This window comes from Bacteroidota bacterium (assembly GCA_017303905.1).
Taxonomy (GTDB): Bacteria; Bacteroidota; Bacteroidia; order B-17B0; family Aurantibacillaceae; genus JAHEYG01.
The window spans coordinates 816,571-838,289 of record JAFLBH010000001.1 but is presented as its reverse complement, the minus strand read 5'-3'; the positions used below and the strand labels follow the sequence as shown (position 1 = coordinate 838,289).

Genomic DNA, 21,719 nt, shown 5'->3' with positions numbered 1-21,719 from the left:
GCCCTGAAACTAATAGTACGATTTCTTACTCAAATAATTCTGCACATAATCCTTTACACCCTCTTCTAAAGAAGTAAACGGCTTATTATATCCTTGCGTCACTAACTTATTCATATTTGCTTCCGTGAAGTACTGATACTTATCGCGAATATCAATTGGCGTATCGATAAATTCAATATTCGGTTCTTTATCAAGCGCCTTGAATGTAGCTTTCGCTAAATCCAAAAATGTTCTGGCTTTTCCGCTTCCCAAATTGTAAACACCGTTCTTAATTTGATTTTTGTAAGTAAAAAACAATACGTCCACTAAATCTTTTACGTACACAAAATCGCGAAGCTGACCACCATCGCTGTATTTAGGATTATGACTCCTGAATAATTTTACAAAACCTTTATCTTTAATCTGATTGAACGAATGAAAAATAACAGAAGCCATTCTCGCTTTATGGTATTCATTAGGGCCGTACACATTAAAAAACTTAAACCCATGCCAATGCGGAGGACATTTTCCATCCTTAGCCTGACCAAGCGCCCAGATGTCAAAATCATTTTTACTGTCACCGTATGGATTTAATGGCTTTAACAAAGGGATTTTTGTTTCATCATCATCGTAACCATACTCTCCCAAGCCATAAGTAGCTGCCGAAGAAGCATAAATTAACGAGATGCCGTTTTCTGTACAAACTTTCCAAATATCTTTTGTATAATTAACGTTTAACTCATCGAAAATCGATTTATTAAACTCGGTGGTATCAGTACGTGCACCGATGTGAAACACACAAGTAATTTCTTTGGCATGTTCCTTAAACCAATTTACAAATTGCGAGCGCTCAACAGCTCCTTTGTATTTTTTGTCTTTGTAATTGTTAGCCTTTTCTGTTTTAGAAAAATCATCCACAATTACTATATCATTAATGCCTTCGTGATTTAAGCGTGAAACTAAACAGCTTCCAATAAATCCTGCAGCGCCTGTAACTACTATCATAATTTTAAATTCATTCAAAATTAACTAAAATCCGAACATAACGGATACTAAACTGTTAACGAATTTGATATAAATCAAATTTGAGGTATAAACCAAAATCTTATCTTTGATTAACTAAATTTATTTATGGAAGTAACCAGGGTATTTGACATCATAGACTTATATAAATCGAAATATAAAAAAGACGATTTATTGTGCGGTAAGGAAAACAAGGTGTGGAAAAAATACAGCAGTGATAACTTTATTGATTATTCCAAGTGGGTAAGTTACGGGCTAATTTCGCTTGGCATCAAAGAAGGCGACAAAGTGGCCATTGTTTCTAACAATCGTCCGGAATGGATTTTTGCAGATTACGGTTGCCAGCAAATAAATGTGGTAACAGTTCCCATCTTTCCAACTTGCAGCAATAATGATTTAAAATTTATTTTGAATCACGCGGAAGTAAAAGCTGTGTTTATATCCGACAAATCTATTTACGCTAAACTCGCCTCCATTCAAGATGAAATCCCGAGTGTAAAAAACGTGATCAGTTTCGATCATTTGGTTGGATTAATGAGCTTCCATGATTTTATAGAGCAGGGCAAAAAGAACGAACAAAAAGAAAAAGTGGAAAACATTAAAAAGAGTATTAAACCAAGTGATTTATTAACTATACTCTATACTTCAGGAACAACAGGCACTCCAAAAGGTGTGATGTTATCGCACAGTAATTTGGTGGAAAATGTAAAGGCATGTCAGCATATTGCTCCGTTTGCTCCATGGTGGAAAGCTCTTAGTTTTTTACCGTTAAATCACGTTTACGAACGCATGCTCATAACGCTTTATTTGTTTGAAGGTATCTCTGTTTATTTTGCGGAAGGATTTGAAACCATAGGCGATAATCTCAAAGAAGTGCAACCACAGATATTTGTTTCTGTACCTCGTCTCATCGAACGTGTGTACGAAAAAATTACCGCGGCCGGCGAAAAACTCACCGGCTTTAAGCGTAAAATGTTTGATTGGAGTATTGAGATTGCAGAGCAATATGAAGTGGGCGGTGCCAATGGTTTTATGTATGAATTAAAACGTAAAATAGTAGATAAACTCGTTTACAAAAAATGGCGTGACGCTGTTGGCGGAAAATTAATTTGCATGGCTTCCGGTGGTGCCGCATTAAATCCAAAATTAGAGCGCATCTTTTTGTGTGCCGGACTTAAAGTTTTACAAGGTTACGGTTTAACCGAAACATGCGTGGTAGTAAGTGTCAATCGTTTTGGTGAGGATAATATCCGAATCGGAAGTGTTGGTCCGGTAATTGACGGCGTGGAAGTAAAAATTGCGGAAGAAGACGGAGAAATTTTAGTGAAAGGCCCGAGTGTCATGATGGGCTATTATAAAAACCCGGAAGCTACAGCAGAGGTGATGGACAAAGACGGATGGTTTCACACCGGTGACGTGGGAACTTTTGTAGAAGGTCGTTTTTTAAAAATCACCGACCGCAAAAAAGAAATTTTCAAAACCAGCGCCGGAAAATACATTGCACCATTGGCTATTGAGAATAAATTAAAAGAATGCCGTTTCATTGAGCAATGTATGGTGGTTGGTGAAGGACAAAAATTTGCCTCCGCTTTATTAGTTCCAAACTTTGCCAACTTTAAAGATTACTGTAAGAGCTCGGGTATCGAATGGAAAAGTAATACCGAGATGGCTTCACACGAAGATTTAAAACGTTTAATAAACGAATATGTGAAGCAAGCCAATCGTACTTTAGCGCCTTACGAACAACTCAAGCGTTGCGAAATTTTAAATGCAGAATGGAGCATCGACGGTGGTGAATTAACACCTAAACTCAGCCTTAAACGTAAAGTGATTAAGGAAAAATACAAAAATGCAATAGAGAATATTTTTAGTATGGATTAAAATACTGAAAGCATAAGTTTTTATGACAAGAAAAATTATCTTTTTTACTTTACTTGTAATTTATGTTTCCAATATAAAAGCGCAGGCCAAAGCTACTTTTCCCAAATCCTTTTTTACTGAAAATTTCGATTCGGTTGTTGTTTATGGATTATACGAGTCTCACGTTGGCATTACCAGTAATGGGAAATTTAACAATAAAGCTGTCAAAACAAGGGTATTATTATCAGCAACTGATCTAGACTCTCTTAATTCCATTTTATCAAGTAAGAAAGTTTTTAATTTCACAAACAGCACTTCAAGTTCAACGTACTCTTATGGGATTTTGTTTTACAAAAATGGATTTATATCAAGCGTTATAGATTTTTCCATTAAGTACAAATTCCTTGTGATTCTTTATAAGGCTGTAGAAGAATCAAATAAAAAATGGAAAACGTTATCTTTCCAGGCAAGATACTGTTATGAAGTTAACAACAACGGTGTTACCCAGTTTAAAAAATTTCTTGCCCAAATTGGAGTTTAGGTTACTTCTTCACGCATACTTGAATCGTGTGGCTAATCCCCACATTATCCGTTTCTTCAACTATTTTTAACCCGGCTCTGTCAATTAATTTATTAAACACAGCCGAATCATACATCTGACTGTTACCATTAGCGATATTGGTAAAGTATAAAGAAGTCATTTGTAAACTGAATGCCGCCGTCTTAAATCGCTGACGATCCCAGAAGGTTTCCATAATGTAAACCATACCGTTTTCGTTTAAAGCTTCATTACAACGTTTTAAAATGCTCACGATTTCATCTTCACTAAAGCAATCTAAAAACTGACTCATCCAAATAATATCAGCGCCTTTCGGGAATTTCTGAGAATCGTCCAAAATATTTATCTCATGAAAATTGGCTCTATCAATATGACCCGCTGCTTCAATATTTTTCTTTGCCATATTAAGCTGTCCCGGCAAATCCAAAATGGTCATTTTTACGTTCGGGTCATAACCCAAACATTTCAGAGTAAACTTTCCGGTATTGCCTCCAATGTCTAGAATATGTTTTGGCTTGTGCTTAAATAAAATCGGTAATACTTGCGGGAAAGAACCATCGCTGTAAAAATGATCAAAAGCAAACCAACTCTTTTGCGCTTTTGATGGCAAATGAGCCAAAGCTTCATACACGGTTTTCCATTTACCAAATACTTCCAGTCCGGTTGGTTTCGTTTTTTTAATACTCTCCTGTAAAGTAAACATACCCTCATAACACACATCTTGCGTAAAGTCCATGTTTACTTTGGTCATTGCATCATTCAAGATAAAATAACCGGTTTTAGTCATGTGATAAACGCCATTGTTAACGGTGAGCAAACCAATGCCAAGCCCCGCTTCAACCAATACACGAACACCATACTCGGGTAAGTTGGTTTTTTCAACTACTTGATCAAGAGTTAAACCCTCCGTTTTAGCCGCTTCAATAGCCTCTAATATTCCTAAATCGCGTAAAGCCAATGAAGCCTGAAATACGATGGGTGCAAACGCAATCCATTGTGCCGACTTAATGGCCTCCATTGCTGTTTTGGTGTCTTTCTCGAAAAAATTCATACTAATTATGCTGCTAAAAAAACAAATATACGGCTCAAAAGTTACATATCTAAATTGTTCTAAAATTATAAAAAATACCCTCCGCCACTTATTTCATATTTCTAAGTAAAATTGTATTATTACAGTTGATTTTTTATGGTAAAGATAGGCGACAAAAAAATTTCGGCCGACGATTTTTATAAGGTTCTGATAAACAACTTACAATTAGATTTAGACGAGGAGTCTATTCGTAAATTGTACCGTAGTTTCTACTTTTTAAAAGAGTTCACACGCGAAAAACTAATCTATGGTATTAATACCGGTTTTGGCCCTATGGCTCAATACCGCATTAATCACGACGATCAAATTAAACTTCAGTATAATCTTATTCGCAGTCACTGTTCGGGTGCCGGTAATCCCATCCCTGAATTAGATTGTAAAGCCGTTATGCTGGCACGTTTAAACACCTTGTTACAAGGCTATGCAGGCATTCATCCTGATACCTTGGTATTGATAAAAACTTTAATCAATAAAAATATTTCGCCTGTTATTTACGAGCATGGCGGACTAGGTGCCAGCGGAGATTTAGTACAATTAGCACACTTAGCTCTCACTTTAATTGGTGAAGGCGAAGTGTATTACCACGGAAAAATCACTTCTACGAAAGAGGTTTTTGAAAAAGAAAACATTAAACCAATGGAAATTCATATTCGTGAAGGATTGGCCTTGATGAATGGAACCTCAGCCATGAGCGGTATTGGAGTGCTAAACGTTATTTACGCCGAGAATCTGGTGAACTGGTCGGTAATGGCTTCATCTGCCATTATGGAAATTGTTCGAAGCTTTGACGATCATTACTCTACTCCATTGAATGAAGTGAAGCATCACTACGGACAAAACGCAGTAGCAAAAGCGATACAGAATGCATTAGCAGATAGTAAACTGGTAAAGAAACGTGAAGAGCATCACTATAATCAAAAAGTGGAAGTTGATGTGTTGGTGGAAAAAATGCAGGAGTATTACTCCATTCGTTGCGTACCACAAATTGCCGGACCAATAGTTGACACTATTAATTACGCCAAAGAAGTTTTAATTAACGAAATCAACTCAGCGAATGATAATCCGATTGTTGACTGGGAACGTAAAAACGTGTATCACGGTGGTAATTTCCATGGCGATTATGTATCCTTAGAAATGGATAAATTAAAAATTGCCGTTACAAAATTATCGATGTTAGCAGAGCGTCAGTTAAACTTTTTACTGAACGACAAACTCAATAATATTTTGCCTCCATTTGTAAATCACGGTACACTTGGATTAAACTTAGGCATGCAAGGCGTTCAATTTACGGCTACCTCAACAACTGCCGAAAATCAAATGTTAAGTAACCCAATGTATGTGCATAGTATTCCAAGCAATAACGACAATCAGGATATTGTAAGCATGGGTTCTAATGCAGCCTTGATTTGTAAAAAAGTTATTTTAAACAGCTATGAAGTTTTAGCTATTGAGTGGATGACTATTTTACAAGCGATTGATTATTTAAAAATTCAAGATCAGCTTTCTTCTAAAACTAAAGACGCTTACGATAACTTACGTAAAGTGTTTCCTTGTTTTAAGGATGATTCCATCAAGTACAAAGATGTGAAAGCGGTTAGAGATTATATTTTTTACAACCATATAGAAGTATTATAAAATGAATTACGCACTGGTAACCGGAGGATCGAGAGGAATTGGTAAAGCTGTTTGCATTAAACTCGCTGAAATGGGTCACAATGTAATTATCAATTACACTTCCAATGAAGAAGAAGCTAAAAAAACACAAGAAGCTGTAAAAGCAAAAGGTGTTGATGCCATTATCATGAAATTTGATGTTGGCAATATTGAGCAAGTAGATAACACGCTTGGTAAATGGATGGAAGATAATAAAGACAAAAATATTTCCGTTTTGGTAAACAACGCGGGTATTCGTCGCGATAATTTGTTAGTGTTTATTAATCCGGAAGATTGGCATAAAGTCATGAATATCGCTGTGGATGGATTTTATAATGTAACGCGCTTAGTATGCAAACAAATGTTGAGTAAACGTAAAGGCCGCATTGTAAACATGGTTTCCTTATCAGGATTAAAAGGCATGGCTGGACAAACCAATTATTCAGCTTCCAAAGGTGCGGTAATTTCTGCGACTAAAGCATTAGCACAGGAAGTTGGCAAACGCGGTATAACTGTCAATGCTGTTGCTCCGGGTTTTATTAAAACCGATATGACAACAGATATTCCGGAAGATCAATTCAAAGCCATGATTCCATTGAATCGTTTTGGTGAAGCAGAAGAAGTAGCCGGTGTAGTTGGATTTTTAGTTTCGGATGCGGCTTCATATGTAACAGGACAAGTTATTTCAGTTAACGGAGGATTATATACCTAATAAAAACATATTCTAAAATTCAATAATTAAATGAACCGAGTTGTTATAACAGGAATGGGTGCATGGTCTTGCTTAGGCAAGAATTTAGATGAAGTAAAAAATTCTTTGTTTGAAGGGAAATCCGGTATTTTTCTGGATGAATCACGAAAAGAATTAGGATACCGTTCGTCTTTAACAGGAAAATTGGAACGTCCGCAATTAAAAGGATTGCTCGACCGCCGTCAACGTGTTGGTATGGGCGAACCTGCTGAGTATGCTTACATGGCAACTTCTGAAGCGCTTAAATTGGCTGGTATTGAGATTGATTTTTTTGATAAAAATGAAGTTGGAATAATATACGGTAATGATAGCGTAGCCGGTTCAACTATTGAGGCAACCGACACCATTCGCGCTAAAAAAGACACAACACTTTTAGGTTCCGGTGCAATTTTTCAAACAATGAATTGTACCGTTACTATGAACCTTTCTACTATTTACAAATTAAAAGGTATTAATTATACACTTGCAGCGGCTTGTGCCAGCGGTTCTCACTCTATCGGCATGGGATACCTTATGATTAAATGGGGCTTACAACAACAAGTTATCTGCGGTGGCGCACAAGAAGTCAATAAATATACATTCGGCGCATTCGACGGATTAAGTGCGTTTTCAGCAAGAGAAAGCGAACCTACTAAAGCTTCTCGTCCGTTTGACAGAGACCGAGACGGTTTAGTTCCAAGCGGAGGAGCTGCCACGGTTATTTTAGAGAGTTTAGAATCGGCGCAAAAGCGTGGTGCAAAAATTTTAGCTGAAGTAGTTGGTTATGGATTTTCATCTAACGGTGACCACATCTCCAACTCGAGTGTTGACGGACAAATGCGTTCATTAAATATGGCGATGAAAGATTCAGGTTTATCTGTTACCGATATCGATTACATAAACGCACACGCCACTTCCACTCCGGGTGGTGATAAAGTAGAAGCTCAGGCATTGTATCAAATTTTTGGAAGCAAAACACCGGTAAGCTCCACTAAATCTATGACCGGTCACGAGTGTTGGATGGCAGGTGCGAGTGAAATTGTGTATTCCTTACTCATGATGCAAAATGGCTTTATTGCTCCAAACATCAATTTTGAGAATCCGGACGAAGACTCTGCCAAGCTTAATATTGTGGCTAAAACCCAACAAAAAGAGCTAAATACCATATTATCAAACAGTTTTGGCTTTGGCGGCACTAATTCTACCTTGATAATTAAGAAATTTATTTAAATTTGCCCTTTATTCAACATTACCATGACCAAAGAAGAGATTATTTCGAAGTGTAACGAGTTTTTTGTAGAAGAATTTGAGGTAGACGGTTCTAAAATCAGTCTTGAGGCAAACTTACGTGAAACCCTTGATTTAGACAGTCTTGACTACGTTGATTTAGTGGTAGTAATTGAAAGTAATTTCGGTTTTAAAGTAAAAGGCGAAGATTTCGTTAACATTAACACCTTCGACGATTTTTATAACTATTGTTATAATAAGATCCAGGAAAAAGCCCAAATGGCTTAAACCTTAACTATCCTTAATTGTTGTAAGGATAACCATGAAAAATCAAGCTGCACAGTGGGACGGTCAATCAAAAGCCAAAATTTTAGGTTATAAGATTTTTGTTGGCATTTTAAACACCGTTGGTTTAGGTCCTGCTTATTTTTTATTGCGCTTCGTTTCTTTCTATTATTTTCTCTTTAGTAAACCTAACCGTTACGTGCGTGAGTATTTCATAAGGGCTCATCATTACAGTAAATGGAAAGCATTCTGGGCTGTTTACAAAAACAATTACATATTCGGGCAAACCATTTTGGATAAGGTGGCGCAAATGGCCGGCGTAAAAACAAATTTTGAATTTATACATGAAGGCGGCGAAGTTTTAGATAAAATCGCTGCACTTGGAAAAGGAGGAATTTTAGTCAGCGCCCATACAGGAAACTGGGAAATTGCCGGACAGGGATTAAACCGCTTAAATACAACATTCAATATTTTGATGTATGAAAATGAAAAAGCAAACATCAAAGAATACATGAATGATGTGATGAAGAAAAAGAAGATTAACGTTATCGCAATTAACGAGGAAACAAAAAGTCATATCATCGAACTTCATAAAGCTTTTTCCAATAACGAACTTTTAGTAATGCACGGTGACAGGTTCAGGGAAGGAACAAAAACACTGACTGCCGATTTCTTCGGACAGCCTGCGAGATTTCCGGCGGGACCTTTCATTATGGCTGCAAAGTTCGGCGTTCCATTATGTATAGTTTTTGCCAATAAATCCGATAGTAAAACGTATCATTTCTATTCCACGGAACCTATAGAAGTTCCTCGCGCTCGAGGAGAAAAAGAAGTGGAGGCAGCCTGTCAGAAAATGCTGCAACGCTATGTACATGAGTTGGAGGAGCGTATAAAAAAATACCCGCATCAGTGGTTCAACTACTACGACTTCTGGGCTCAATAATTTTTAAAATTCCATTCGGTAAATACGATATTTTTTGTTTTATTTGTTAGGCAAAAAAAAGGCCTTGCCAATGTGTAGGTCGTTAATTTTGCTAATTGTTTCACTAAATTTTTATTTACATGAAAGTTGGAATTCCATCTGAAATATTTCCCAGCGAATTAAGGGTTGCGGCTACGCCAAAAACCATTAAGCGTTTGCAGAAACAGGGATTTGAAGTTTACATTCAACGCGGAGCCGGTTTGAAGGCCAATTATTCCGATCAGGAATTTGAAGAAGCCGGTGCCAAATTAGTTAATACAGCTGCCGAAATTTACGGCAACTCCGATATTGTACTGAAAGTAAAAGAACCTGCTGCAGAAGAAATAAACATGATGCGTGAAGGCTTAGTGATGTTAAGCTACCTATGGCCTGCACAAAATCAGGAGTTACTTCAAAAGTTAGCCGATAAAAAAGTGAATGCTGTAGCAATGGATGCGATTCCGCGTATTTCGCGTGCGCAAAAAATGGATGTACTATCTTCCATGGCAAACATTGCCGGTTACCGCTCGGTTATTGAAGGTTCCTATCATTTCGGACGTTTTCTTAACGGTCAGATCACCGCGGCAGGTAAAGTAGAGCCCGCAAAAGTTCTGGTGATTGGCGCAGGTGTAGCAGGCTTAGCTGCCATTGGTGCCGCAAATTCATTAGGCGCTATTGTTCGCGCATTCGATACCCGTAAAGAAGTGGCTGAACAAATTCAATCGATGGGCGCCAGTTTCTTAACTGTTGAAATTGACGAAGACGGTGCTACTGCTTCAGGTTACTCAAAAGAAATGAGTAAAGAATTCATTGAAGCGGAAATGAAATTATTTCTTGAGCAAGCTAAAGAAGTTGATATCATCATTACTACAGCACAAATTCCGGGACGTCCTGCACCAAAATTAATTTTAGATTATCATGTGGCTGCGATGAAACCGGGTTCTGTTATTGTTGACCTTGCTGCTTCTTCAGGTGGAAATTGTGTTTCAACGAAACCGGGTGAAGTTTACAAAACACCAAACGGCGTAACTATTGTAGGAAAATTAGATCAGTTACCAAATCAAGCTTCTCAATTATACGGTAATAACCTTTGTCACTTGTTAGATGACATGGGGAAAGCGGAGAAATTTAAAATCGACATGGAAGACGCGGTTGTTTCGCGTGCCATGGTAACATATAATGGAAAAATCAACTGGCCTCCTGCTCCGTTACAAGTTAGTCCTACCGCGGGCGGTGGCGCTAAAAAAGTAGCAGCTCCAACAGCCGAAGAAATAAAAATTTCTGAAGAAGAAAAAGCAAAGAAGACTGCTATCTCAACATTAATCAGCTTAGCTGTAGTTGGCGGTTTATTATTGCTGGTAGGTGCTTTTGCGCCTCCTGCGTTTATACAACACTTTACCGTGTTTGTGTTAGCGGTATTTGTAGGCTGGCAAGTAATTTCAAACGTATCACACTCACTTCATACACCACTAATGGCTGTTACCAACGCTATCAGCGGTATTATTATCGTGGGTGGTTTATTACAAACCAAAAATGATTTTAGTAACATCATGACCATACTAGCTTCTATTGCGATTTTAGTAGCAAGCATAAATATTGTTGGTGGATTTGTTGTGACACACCGCATGCTGAAAATGTTTAAAAAATAAGCAAGCAAAAAATTCAACGACACAAATAATTAAATAACAAAAAGGATAATTGATTTTATGTTTATAGTAAAAGAAATACAAACAGCAGCCTACTTATTTGCAAGTATTCTGTTTATTTTAAGCTTGAGCGGATTGTCATCACAGGAATCTGCTAAGCGCGGTGTTCTCTACGGTATTGTTGGTATGATTGTAGCTATCATCGCTACGGTAATGGGACAAGGTGTAGAAGGTCATGTATACATTATCGCAGCCATTGCTGTTGCTTCCGTGATAGGCATAATGCTGGCAAGAAAAGTAGAAATGACAGCGATGCCACAATTAGTGGCCATCTTACATAGTTTCGTTGGTTTAGCTGCTGTGTTAGTTGGTTTCGGTTCTTACCTAGATCCGGAAACACAACTTTTAACCGGCGCGGCTCACACCATTCACTTAGTTGAAGTGTTTGTTGGAATTTTTATCGGAGCAATTACATTCACCGGTTCCATTATTGCCTGGGGTAAATTAGATGGTAAAGTACCTTCAAAACCTTGGAGCTTTAACGGACTACAATTAATGAATCTGACTTTATTAATCGCTTGCGTGGTGCTTGGTGTTTTATTTTGCAAAGCAGAAGGAACAAGCGGTATGCTTTACTTAGGAATTATGACAGCTATTGCATCATTCATTGGCGTTGTATTAGTAATGGCGATTGGTGGCGGAGATATGCCGGTAGTTGTTTCCATGTTAAACTCTTATTCAGGATGGGCGGCTTCAGCAGCGGGCTTTATGTTAGGTAACGATTTATTAATTGTTACAGGCGCATTAGTGGGAAGCTCGGGTGCTATTTTATCGATGCATATGTGCCATGCCATGAATCGTTCTTTCTTCTCTGTAATATTTGCAAGCGGAAGTGGCGCTGCTAAAGGCGGCGAGAAAAAAGCAATCGAAGGTGAAGTTACCGCATTGAATCACGAAGAAGTTGCAGCTTTATTAAAAGAAGCTAAATCAGTGGTGATTGTTCCGGGTTACGGAATGGCAGTGGCGAAAGCTCAATATCCTATTTACGATTTAGTTCAAACGCTTCGTAAAACAGGAAAAAATGTACGTTTCGCTATTCATCCTGTTGCAGGACGTTTACCCGGACACATGAATGTATTATTAGCGGAAGCGAATGTACCTTATGATATCGTATTGGAAATGGATGAAATTAACGATGACATGCCTGATACAGATGTTGTCATGGTGATTGGTGCTAACGACGTTGTAAATCCAAGCGCACAAGATGATCCGAATAGCTCTATTTACGGAATGCCGGTTATTGAAGCGTGGAAAGCAGAAAAAGTAATCATCATGAAACGTTCTATGTCGGCCGGTTATTCAGGTGAAGATAATCCTTTATTCTACAAACCGAATTCCGAAATGCTTTATGGCGATGCAAAAGCCAGCGTTGAAAAGATTTTAAGTTTCTTAAAATAATTTAAAATGTAAAACCGAGGAATATTCAATTGGTTTTACACTTAAAAACAATGTAATTTTAAACCCGGTACAATGCCCGGGTTTTTTCATGAATCCTACCGCAAAAAAATATCTGATTTACTCACTTGGCTTTTTACTGCTGTCCGTTTACGTATTTCTCGAATCACAAAACCGCGGCGATTTAACCATTTATCTGAATGCCTCCCGCGATTTATTTAAAGGGGATGATATTTTTGTAAATACATATTTCGACGGCTATCATTATTTCTATTCAGTGTTATTCGCCATCATCATCTACCCGCTTTCATTTTTACCACCGTGGGCGTATAATTCACTTTGGATTACGTTAAACATTTTTTTAGTCTACAGAATATTTCTCATTATTAAAAACCTTTTACCCCTGCACGATTTCAGCAAAAAACATTTAATGTTTTTACGTGTTTGCGGTTTTCTGTTTGCCTTGCGCTTTATTCATGAAAACATTCACGCGATGCAGATTACAATTATCATCATGTATTTGGCTTTACAAGGACTACAATTTATTTTCGCCAACAAATACATTAGCGGAGGGGCTCTCATTGCACTCGGTATTAACATAAAACTTTTACCAATTGTTTTAGTTCCTTACTTACTTTACCGTGGGTTTTTCAAAGGCGCCATTTTTACCATTGTGTTTTATTTTTTATACATGTTTATTCCGGCTGTAGTTATCGGGTGGGATCACAATCAGCAATTGTTGGCAACATGGGGACACTTGATTAATCCCCTTAATTCAAATCATGTACTCGATACTGAAGAAAGAAGCTTCCACGGCTTATCGACTCTACTCTCAACTCTTCTCGTAAAAAACGTACCCGACAAACATGCTTTAACTATTCCGCGCAATATCGCAGATATCAGCATTGAACATTTAAATTTAATCCTGAATATAGTGCGCTTAATTTTAATTGCCTTCACCCTTTATTTTTTACGCTCAGCGCCTTTTAAAAAGCCCGTTACTTTTTATCAGCGTTTCCGTGAAGTTAGTTACATTCTGATGCTTATTCCGCTTATATTCCCGCATCAGCAACACTATGCTTTTTTATTTGTTTGCCCGGCCTTTGTTTTTTGTATTCATTATCTTATTCGAAATAGAAACGAACTAAATAAAAATTTTAAAAAAGCAATAGGTTTCATGCTTGTCCTAATTTACCTGATTTGTAATTTGAAATTATTATTAGGTGAATTCAATGAGTATTACGAGCATTTTAAGATTTTAACTTATGCTGCCATTCTATTGGTAATTGTATTAGCTTTTTGTGAGCCGAAAGAAAAAGAAAGTGTTAACGCAACAGTGTAACATGACCGTAATGATACTCATCGCGCTTACTCACCACATTTAAGAAAGATATCATCCAAACATAAACATCCTGCTTGCATAATTTTCCTTTGAATGTTCCGTCCCATCCTTTTGAAGTGTCATTTGTACTGAATATCTTCTCGCCCCAGCGATCATAAATATCAAATTTATATTCTTCTACCCCTATTATACTTGGCATAAACACATCGTTTAATCCATCCGCCTTCGCCGGGGTAAAACTATTCGGTATCCAAAATCTGAACTCAGGTAAAATCTTTACAATGCGGGTCGCTGTATCCGGACAACCAAATCCATTTACTACAGTTTGTACTACAGTAAAATCACCGTAATTATTATAATGGTGCGATGGATTTACCATTGTAGATGATTCGCCATCACCAAACGTGTAATACCAACTCGTAGAGTTTATACTTTCATCGAAAAAATAAATATCCGGATCAAAAATAGTCGTCTCCGTTGGTAAAAAAGAAAATCCGGCTTGCGGTCTAACATTTACTGTGACCATAGCAGGCACAACAAACTTGCTTGTATCGACACATCCATTGTTTGAAATAACCGTTAAAGTAACATTGTAAACTCCCGCCGGTGTAATGGTGAATGTTGGATTCTGCTGCGTTGAAGATGCACCATTACTTACCTGCCATAAATACGTTGCTCCTGCAGATGCGATACTCGTATTACTAAATGTTACTACGGCAGGGTCACACTCCTCCAATGAATCTGAATTAAAACCTGCTTGCGGCTTTGGTGTAATAGTTACGCTATCACTCAATAACTTCGTGCAGATAGCTTGCTTCACTGTTACCAAGACGGGATAAGTTCCCGGAGCGCTATATGTGACTCCCGTTGGTGAAGATAATGTTGATGTGGCCGGTGTAGCAGTCGATCCAAAATTCCAACTGAAGGTGGAATAAGGCGCATAGGTTCCTGTAACTGAATAATTGAAACTATTCCCCGTAATACACTGAGCCGGAGGAGTTGTAAATGTTGGCGATAAAACCGGGTATACATAAAATGTCTTTTTCAATGTATCACTGCAAGGTTTACCGGGCTCTGCAATTAAGGTTACCGTATATTTCCCGGTATCAGGATATACATATGTGGGATTAACTAAATTAGATGTATCGTTCGTTAACGCGTTTACTCCAAAATCCCAATGAAACTGAGTTCCTCCTATACTTTGATTAACAAAATTAACCGTATACCCCGAGCAAGGTTGCATCTGATCCTGCATCGCGCTTAGCACCGTAACATTACACGTCACCACATTAAATTGAAAATCGCGATGATGCGTCCCGATTAAAACATTGTTCCTGAATTCCTGCACACAAACCCCAACAACCCATTGTCCGTTAATATCCGGAACGCCACTTAAAAATCCTGTTGTTGGATTAATATTTATGGTAGGTGATGATGACATCGGAAAACTACCAGTATAAGGTGGCTGAAATGGTACCGCTACATATGGCGGAGGGGTGTTAACCGTTGGACAAGAAGATGGCGGACTAGCACATGCCTGAGGCGCTGCAGTTCCAATACTCGGACAACAATCATCTAATCCGTTAAATGGACTACATAATGAATACACTAATAAATCACCATCGGCATCTGTTGCGGAATGATCGAAGTTAATGGGAATGCCATTACAAATAAAAATAGGCGGAAATTTTTTAAACCGTGGTGAACTGTTTTGAGCCACTACTTCCGGCCCGGGAATGTGCTCCCAATAGGTAGCTCCCACAGCATTCGGATTAATGACATTAAGAATAGTTACGTTGCGACAACAACGTTGATACACCAAATAATATCCGCCGGTTTTAGGAGGAAGATTTATCACATCCTCATATAAACCTTCTTCCACACATACATCATTTGGCGTTTGAATACATGGATTGTTGATGGAAGGAGGGATATTTGTTACTGAGAGTAATGGCAGACTTCGTGTCATAATTACATTTGAAGAAGCATCGTAAACAGTAAGAAAGGCCGGATTATCGAAGGGCGCTAAACCATTAAAACAATCTCTAAAAACCTTTAAGGTTACTTTATAATTATTACTGCCTAAATAATCGTAGTAAATTTCACCACCCACAATATGTGTTGCCTTCGTTTGTAGGGTATACAAACAAAACCCAACAAAAAAAGCTAATATGCGCAGCTTTTGGGCCATAATGATTTAACTAATAAAGTTAGCAAAAATTACCGGATTTTAAAAGCAAATGAGCAAAATGCGCCTTATAACGAGTGATTTAACATGGTTTTGATTAGGGAATTGAAATACCATGACTTAACTTTGTAAGAATGAGATTTTATTTAAAATTCATACTTGCATTGTCGCTTTTTAATGCAAGCGCACAGCTTCCGGTAGGACGCGATACACTTTCCGTTATGGAAGCCGGAAAAATTTTACGTTCACCGTGGGCAGGTGGACTTAATTTCTGTCAATTTTCAAAAGTAGATTTAAACGGTGATGGTAAAAAAGACATCGTGGTTTTCGATAAAGTAAATTCCTTCGCTTACGGCGTTGTTCGTTGTTTCATCAATGAAAGCAATGCCGGCGAAACTAAATACAGAGTAAATGGAAATTTGAAATCATCTTTTCCTGCGGTTGATAATTGGATGTTTTTTTATGATTATAACAATGATGGAAAAGAAGATTTATTTACTTACGTTTTAGGCGGAATAAAAGTTTTTAAAAACACAAGTGTTGGTTCCACTATAAGTTTTCAATTGGAGAAAACGCGACTTAAATCTGATTTTACACCTTCCTCTTCGCCAACCATGGGAAATATCTATTCCAGCCCGCAATCTGTTCCCGGTTTTACCGACATCGACAATGATGGCGATATGGATGTACTCACTTTCAGTTCAACCGGATTTAAAATAGAATACCATCAGAATCAGAGTAAAGAATTGTACGGTATTAGCGACAGTTTAGTGTTTGATATGGTAGACTATTGCTGGGGAAACATTAGCGAAAATAGTTGCGCCGTTACACTGAATGATTGTCCTTTACAAATCACGTATAACGATGCCGTTCAAAAGGTTTTACATGCGGGTTCCTGCTTAATGTGTTTCGACAGAGATAATGATGGTGACCAGGATTTAATTATGGGGGATATTTCCTGCTCACATGTAACTTATATGGAAAACGGCGGAAGTATTAGTAATGCTAATATAACTGATACAACAAAACGCTTTCCAAATTATCCGTTACTTGCCAATACCCAAGTCATTAATTTAAATTCCTTTCCATGCACCTATTTTTTAGATGTAGATAATGATGGAAAAAAAGATTTATTAGCGAGTCCTAATGATTCTTACAGTGAGAATTTTGAAAGCGTGTGGTATTATAAAAATAACGGAACTACAACGAACGAATTTCAATTTGTAAAAACGAACTTTTTACAAGAAGACATGATTGATGTAGGCGAAGGCGCGTATCCTGTTTTATTTGATAACGACAATGATGGTTTGTTGGATTTACTGATAGGAAATCATGGATACTATGATAACGGCATCAACAAAACAAGACTTACATTTTATAAAAATGTAGGCACACTTTCTCAACCTTCCTATTCATTAATTACCCGCGACTTTGCATCTGTTTCAACATTAACTAATACCATGTTTGGTTTAGTTCCTACAGTAGGAGATATCGACGGGGATGGTGATAAAGATTTGGTTTTAGGCGATACTTACGGAAGAATTCACTGGCTGGAAAATACCGCCGGCTCAGGAAACATATGCAACTTCAGCAATTTTAAATTCAATTATTTCGGAATTACAACGCCCTCTTCTTACGCGTATCCTCAACTCATCGATATTGATCGCGACAGTAAATTGGATTTATTAGTAGGCATGCAAAACGGAAGATTAGCTTATTACCGCAATACGGGAACCGTTAGTTCGCCAACTTATAGTTTAATCACCTCCACATTTGGAAATGTAAACGTACGAGGAAATCCGGCTGTATATTTAACCGGAAACTGCACGCCGTTCATGTATGATGAAAGTGGTTCTTACAAATTGCTGTGCGGATCCACCAGCGGAAGAGTTTTTTATTACGATAATATTGATGGTAATCTTACTGGTAACTTCAACCGAATTGATACCAATGTGAACGTTATTTACGAAGGTATGCAAAGTGCCTTACAATATGTTGATATCACCAATGACGGAAATCGTGATTTGATTTGCGGTAACTACGCAGGCGGATTAACTTATTTCTCCTCTAACAATGTTGGAATCGGTATAAATGAAGTTTCGTTAGTAAACGCCAATGATGTTGTTGTGTTTCCAAATCCCGCGAAGGATTTTATTTTTATAAAATTAAACGACGCTTATAAATTTGATGTGACCATAACAGATGTTCTCGGCAAAACAATTCTAAGCAAGAGTGATAATTTTGAAAGAACCCAATTCAATGTTGCCGATTTACCTTCGGGTGTTTACTTCTGTGAAATAAAAATCAGAAATAAAAATTCGGAACAAAGCGTTTACAAAAAAATAATTATCGATTAGTGAAATCCCTTAAATTCATATTTCCTTTTGTATTGCTTTTTGCCTTCAGCTTTTGCCGCAAAGACAAAGGATTAACCAATTATGGGAATTATCCCAATGAGGTAGGAAAAATAATGGTGAACCAATGTGCCACTACCGGCTGCCATAACGCTGCCAGTGCGGAAGCTGCCAGCGGATTAAATTTAAGTACATGGAGTGATTTGTTTAAAGGAAGCCGTTCAGGTTCTCCTGTTATTCCATATAGCAGTCGATTCTCCTCGCTCTGTTACTTTATTAATTCTTATAATGATTTGGGGCCTGTGAATTTACCAACGATGCCTATCAACGGAGAAAAACTTTCGAGGGAGGAAGTACAAACCATAAAGAACTGGATTGACGCGGGTGCTCCCGACGTAAATGGCAACGTAAAATGGGCTGATAATCCAAACCGAAAAAAATTATATGTGATAAATCAGGGTTGTGATGTTGTAACTGTATTTGACAGCGAAACTCAATTGCCCATGCGCGTGATTGATGTGGGAGTTGATCCTAACAATATTGAATCACCTCACATGGTGAAGGTAAGTCCTGACGGACAATACTGGTATGTTGTGTTTACCAACTCTGATAAAATGCAAAAATTCCGTTGCAGTGATGATCAATTAGTGGCGACAGTTAGTCTGGGTGCAAACTATGATTGGAACACTATGATTTTAACGGATGATGGTAAAAAAGCATTTTGTGTTGCCTGGGCCATTAACGGACATATTGCTGCTGTTGATGTTGAGCAAATGAAACTAATACGCAATTACGGTGGATATACACAGGCGCATGGCGTTGCATTAAATGCAGCCAATGATATGATTTACGTAACTGCTCAATATGGAAATTATATATATAAATTGGATACGGCCTTTAATAACGTATGGCAAGTCAGTTTAAATGGTTTACCGCCTAGTGGAGCAAGCTCTTTAGACCCGCATGAACTTTTATTGTCACCTGATAAAACAAAATTCTTTGTGACCTGCCAGAACAGCAATGAAGTAAGAGTTTTTGATATCGCCTCCGAAACAGTTACGCAAGTGATTCCAACAGGCACTTACCCTTTAGAAATGGCTTTTCACGTTCCAACCAACCGTTTATTTGTTACTTGTGAATATGACACGAATGCTGGTGCGAATGGAAGTGTAGAAGTGATAAACATGAGTACTTATTCTACGCAAAACATTAAGGTTGGATTTTTACCCCATGGTTTGGCGGTAGATGAAAGCAAGAAAGTTTTGTATGTTGCCAGTCGCAATATTTTTTCTAACGGTCCGGCCCCCCACCACACCGCGATGTGCGCCGGAAGAAACGGTTTTATCAATTTGATTGACGTAAACACCCTACAAGTATTAAAAAAGAAAACCGAAGTGTCGGTTGATCCTTATGGCATTGCCTACCGAAAATAAAGATGTTGTTCTGTTTGATGGTGTTTGCGGCTTATGCAATCGCAGTGTGAAGTTTTTAATCCGCAAAGAGCGGAAATCTGAATTGGTTTTTTCACCATTACAATCGGCCTACGGAAAAAGCCTATTGGAAAAATACGGCATCAGTACCGACAGCATAGTATACGTTCACAACAATAAAGCATACACCAAGTCAGGGGCCGCCTTGCGTTTGTGTTTACGCTTAAAAGGATTGTGGCCTTTGATGATTGTATTTATGATTGTGCCTTATTTTATCCGCGATTTTGTATACGATTACATTGCTAAAAACAGAATTACCTGGTTTGGAAGCACGGGATACTGTGAGGTGATGACTGAAGAAACAAAACAGCGTTTTGCCGAATAATGGATTAATGAAATTCTGTTTTTTGCAAGCGATCAAAAACCTTTTCGCCTTCATAATAAAACCAACTTTCGAGCTCTCCATGTTTAATGAAGTATTTCATCGGCTCTGTTCCGCAAGTGGGTTTTTCAATCTTGTTTAAAGAATCGTTGCGCAAGCGGTTTCTTTCACAAAACAATAATAAAGTATCACCTTCTTTTACATTCCATTTTCCCGACAAATGACTACCACATGTTTTAAGATAAAACAAAGAGTCAGGCTGTAATACCAATACTTGCCCCACAATAATGGATTCATTCCTCAAATACATAGATAATTTTTCCAGAAAAGAATGGTGTTTATACGTTTTGCTTTGGTATACTCCTGTAATAGGATTTATTTCCTTTCGGCAACTAATAAAGATGAACGAAAGCAATACTGCATAATTAATCGCTTTTATTTGCGATCTGAAATTATCACTTCCCCATCTTTGCAATTTGCTCTTCCATTAAGCGGATACCTTCTTCAAAACTGTGGGGATTATATCCTAATACTTTCTTCGCTTTATCAATAATGAAACCGGTGCGTGGCGGACGTTTAGCCGGTTGTTTGATGTCGGCCGACTTAGACGGATTGATTAAGCTCTTATCAAGTTTGTAATAATCCGCTACTTTATGGGCCAATTCCAATATGCTCATGAAATCTTTACCGGAAATATTAAAAATTCCGGTGGCACCCTTTTCAGCAATTAAAATACAGCCATCCGCTAAATCTTCCGCTAAGGTTGGTGTGCGGAATTGATCATCCACTACATTTATTTTTTTGCCTTGCTCTAAATTTTGTTTCACCCACAACACGATATTACTTCGACTCATGTTATCGACAATACCATAAACCAAAACCGTGCGTGCCATGGCCCACTTCAGTTTACTGGCTTGTACAATCTGCTCAGCCATTAATTTTGTTTCGGCGTAATAACTTAAGGGATTGGGTTTTTCTTCTTCAGTTAAAGGGCCGTGCGTACCATCAAAAATAAAATCGGTAGATAAATGAATGAAATGAGGTTTGTAATTTTCATTTTGCAAGCTCTCTAAAACTTTTACCTGATGCTCCACGGAAGTTGCATTCATTAATAAAGCACCGTCGCGATCGGTTTCACACGCATCCACGTTAGTCATGGCTGCAGTATTGATGATAACATCGGGCTTATGCTTTTCAAATACTGCTTTTACGTTGTTGTAATCGGTGATATCCAACGAATCGTAAACGTATCCGCTCTTATCCACCAAACGATTCTCACCACGCGCTGTAGCAATTAATGTAACACCCGGCTTTTGTTTTAGTTTATAAACTAATTTTTGTCCGAGTAATCCGTTAGAACCTGTAATTAAAATTTTCATAGTCTATTTTTATTTGCCACTAAAACACTAAACCTCCAAAGTTCACTAAACTATCTGCTCTCTTTTTGTGTTTGCGTTTTTGGTGACGATACTTTTTACTTACCACTAAAACACTAAATCTCCAATACTCACCAAAGTATCTACACTTCGTTTTGTGTTTTGGTGTTTTGGTGGCG

General features: G+C 37.8%; 18 protein-coding genes. 13 read left to right on the top strand and 5 right to left on the bottom strand.

Going from position 1 to position 21,719, the window contains the following annotated elements; genetic code table 11:
* Window positions 1-9: 9 nt before the first annotated feature.
* Window positions 10-984: an ADP-glyceromanno-heptose 6-epimerase gene (gene rfaD, locus J0L69_03500; protein ID MBN8692233.1), complete on the bottom strand. Its 975-nt coding sequence runs from the start codon at window positions 982-984 to the stop codon at window positions 10-12.
* 126 nt (window positions 985-1,110) lie between these two features.
* Here rfaD and J0L69_03495 point away from each other — a divergent pair, with 126 nt between their 5' ends.
* Window positions 1,111-2,883 (top strand): AMP-binding protein, encoded by a 1,773-nt coding sequence (locus tag J0L69_03495; protein MBN8692232.1) that lies wholly within the window; start codon window positions 1,111-1,113, stop codon window positions 2,881-2,883.
* A 22-nt stretch (window positions 2,884-2,905) separates the two neighbouring features.
* The gene (locus J0L69_03490) at window positions 2,906-3,403 is read left to right on the top strand and encodes a hypothetical protein (protein ID MBN8692231.1); all 498 of its coding nucleotides are present in this window, start codon (window positions 2,906-2,908) and stop codon (window positions 3,401-3,403) included.
* A 1-nt stretch (window position 3,404) separates the two neighbouring features.
* Here J0L69_03490 and J0L69_03485 read toward each other — a convergent pair whose 3' ends face one another.
* On the bottom strand, window positions 3,405-4,472 hold the full coding sequence (locus J0L69_03485) for a methyltransferase (protein ID MBN8692230.1): 1,068 nt from the start codon (window positions 4,470-4,472) through the stop codon (window positions 3,405-3,407).
* A 135-nt stretch (window positions 4,473-4,607) separates the two neighbouring features.
* Here J0L69_03485 and J0L69_03480 point away from each other — a divergent pair, with 135 nt between their 5' ends.
* The 8 genes from J0L69_03480 (at window position 4,608) to J0L69_03445 (ending at window position 13,810) form a co-directional block, all read left to right on the top strand.
* Window positions 4,608-6,146: an aromatic amino acid lyase gene (locus tag J0L69_03480; protein MBN8692229.1), complete on the top strand. Its 1,539-nt coding sequence runs from the start codon at window positions 4,608-4,610 to the stop codon at window positions 6,144-6,146.
* 1 nt (window position 6,147) lies between these two features.
* Window positions 6,148-6,876: a 3-oxoacyl-ACP reductase FabG gene (gene fabG, locus J0L69_03475; protein MBN8692228.1), complete on the top strand. Its 729-nt coding sequence runs from the start codon at window positions 6,148-6,150 to the stop codon at window positions 6,874-6,876.
* A 30-nt stretch (window positions 6,877-6,906) separates the two neighbouring features.
* Window positions 6,907-8,124 (top strand): beta-ketoacyl-[acyl-carrier-protein] synthase family protein, encoded by a 1,218-nt coding sequence (locus J0L69_03470; GenBank protein MBN8692227.1) that lies wholly within the window; start codon window positions 6,907-6,909, stop codon window positions 8,122-8,124.
* A gap of 24 nt (window positions 8,125-8,148) precedes the next feature.
* Window positions 8,149-8,409: an acyl carrier protein gene (locus J0L69_03465; GenBank protein MBN8692226.1), complete on the top strand. Its 261-nt coding sequence runs from the start codon at window positions 8,149-8,151 to the stop codon at window positions 8,407-8,409.
* A gap of 34 nt (window positions 8,410-8,443) precedes the next feature.
* Window positions 8,444-9,349: a lipid A biosynthesis acyltransferase gene (locus tag J0L69_03460; protein ID MBN8692225.1), complete on the top strand. Its 906-nt coding sequence runs from the start codon at window positions 8,444-8,446 to the stop codon at window positions 9,347-9,349.
* A gap of 119 nt (window positions 9,350-9,468) precedes the next feature.
* The gene (locus J0L69_03455; protein ID MBN8692224.1) at window positions 9,469-11,016 is read left to right on the top strand and encodes a Re/Si-specific NAD(P)(+) transhydrogenase subunit alpha; all 1,548 of its coding nucleotides are present in this window, start codon (window positions 9,469-9,471) and stop codon (window positions 11,014-11,016) included.
* 63 nt (window positions 11,017-11,079) lie between these two features.
* On the top strand, window positions 11,080-12,471 hold the full coding sequence (locus J0L69_03450; protein MBN8692223.1) for an NAD(P)(+) transhydrogenase (Re/Si-specific) subunit beta: 1,392 nt from the start codon (window positions 11,080-11,082) through the stop codon (window positions 12,469-12,471).
* Window positions 12,472-12,559: 88 nt separating this feature from the next.
* On the top strand, window positions 12,560-13,810 hold the full coding sequence (locus tag J0L69_03445; GenBank protein ID MBN8692222.1) for a DUF2029 domain-containing protein: 1,251 nt from the start codon (window positions 12,560-12,562) through the stop codon (window positions 13,808-13,810).
* Here the strand turns inward: J0L69_03445 and J0L69_03440 are convergent.
* Entirely contained in the window at window positions 13,794-16,001 is a 2,208-nt protein-coding gene (locus J0L69_03440) for a PKD domain-containing protein (GenBank protein MBN8692221.1), read from the bottom strand. The genes J0L69_03445 and J0L69_03440 overlap by 17 nt on opposite strands.
* A gap of 131 nt (window positions 16,002-16,132) precedes the next feature.
* On the opposite strand from J0L69_03440, the gene J0L69_03435 reads away from it, so the two are divergent.
* From J0L69_03435 to J0L69_03425, 3 genes are read left to right on the top strand one after another with little or no spacing between them, the layout of a single operon-like run.
* Entirely contained in the window at window positions 16,133-18,355 is a 2,223-nt protein-coding gene (locus tag J0L69_03435) for a VCBS repeat-containing protein (GenBank protein ID MBN8692220.1), read from the top strand.
* Complete coding sequence (locus J0L69_03430) at window positions 18,355-19,785, top strand: hypothetical protein (protein ID MBN8692219.1); 1,431 nt, start codon at window positions 18,355-18,357, stop codon at window positions 19,783-19,785. Before J0L69_03435 ends, J0L69_03430 begins: the two co-directional genes overlap by 1 nt.
* The gene (locus tag J0L69_03425) at window positions 19,763-20,167 is read left to right on the top strand and encodes a DUF393 domain-containing protein (GenBank protein ID MBN8692218.1); all 405 of its coding nucleotides are present in this window, start codon (window positions 19,763-19,765) and stop codon (window positions 20,165-20,167) included. The genes J0L69_03430 and J0L69_03425 overlap by 23 nt, the downstream gene beginning before the upstream one ends.
* A 4-nt stretch (window positions 20,168-20,171) precedes the next feature.
* Here the strand turns inward: J0L69_03425 and J0L69_03420 are convergent, their stop codons facing one another.
* Complete coding sequence (locus J0L69_03420; protein MBN8692217.1) at window positions 20,172-20,639, bottom strand: hypothetical protein; 468 nt, start codon at window positions 20,637-20,639, stop codon at window positions 20,172-20,174.
* Entirely contained in the window at window positions 20,620-21,543 is a 924-nt protein-coding gene (locus tag J0L69_03415; protein MBN8692216.1) for an SDR family oxidoreductase, read from the bottom strand. Before J0L69_03415 ends, J0L69_03420 begins: the two co-directional genes overlap by 20 nt.
* Between the last annotated feature and the right edge of the window lie 176 nt (window positions 21,544-21,719).

Bases quoted from the DNA above. Each gene is read 5' to 3' on its own strand.
- J0L69_03480 (MBN8692229.1), top strand. From the start codon at position 4,608: ATGGTAAAGATAGGCGACAAAAAAATTTCGGCCGACGATTTTTATAAG.
- J0L69_03495 (MBN8692232.1), top strand. From the start codon at position 1,111: ATGGAAGTAACCAGGGTATTTGACATCATAGACTTATATAAATCGAAA.
- J0L69_03440 (MBN8692221.1), bottom strand. From the start codon at position 16,001: ATGGCCCAAAAGCTGCGCATATTAGCTTTTTTTGTTGGGTTTTGTTTG.
- J0L69_03485 (MBN8692230.1), bottom strand. From the start codon at position 4,472: ATGAATTTTTTCGAGAAAGACACCAAAACAGCAATGGAGGCCATTAAG.
- rfaD (MBN8692233.1), bottom strand. From the start codon at position 984: ATGATAGTAGTTACAGGCGCTGCAGGATTTATTGGAAGCTGTTTAGTT.
- J0L69_03435 (MBN8692220.1), top strand. From the start codon at position 16,133: ATGAGATTTTATTTAAAATTCATACTTGCATTGTCGCTTTTTAATGCA.
- J0L69_03465 (MBN8692226.1), top strand. From the start codon at position 8,149: ATGACCAAAGAAGAGATTATTTCGAAGTGTAACGAGTTTTTTGTAGAA.
- J0L69_03445 (MBN8692222.1), top strand. From the start codon at position 12,560: ATGAATCCTACCGCAAAAAAATATCTGATTTACTCACTTGGCTTTTTA.
- fabG (MBN8692228.1), top strand. From the start codon at position 6,148: ATGAATTACGCACTGGTAACCGGAGGATCGAGAGGAATTGGTAAAGCT.
- J0L69_03415 (MBN8692216.1), bottom strand. From the start codon at position 21,543: ATGAAAATTTTAATTACAGGTTCTAACGGATTACTCGGACAAAAATTA.
- J0L69_03460 (MBN8692225.1), top strand. From the start codon at position 8,444: ATGAAAAATCAAGCTGCACAGTGGGACGGTCAATCAAAAGCCAAAATT.
- J0L69_03455 (MBN8692224.1), top strand. From the start codon at position 9,469: ATGAAAGTTGGAATTCCATCTGAAATATTTCCCAGCGAATTAAGGGTT.
- J0L69_03470 (MBN8692227.1), top strand. From the start codon at position 6,907: ATGAACCGAGTTGTTATAACAGGAATGGGTGCATGGTCTTGCTTAGGC.
- J0L69_03490 (MBN8692231.1), top strand. From the start codon at position 2,906: ATGACAAGAAAAATTATCTTTTTTACTTTACTTGTAATTTATGTTTCC.
- J0L69_03425 (MBN8692218.1), top strand. From the start codon at position 19,763: ATGGCATTGCCTACCGAAAATAAAGATGTTGTTCTGTTTGATGGTGTT.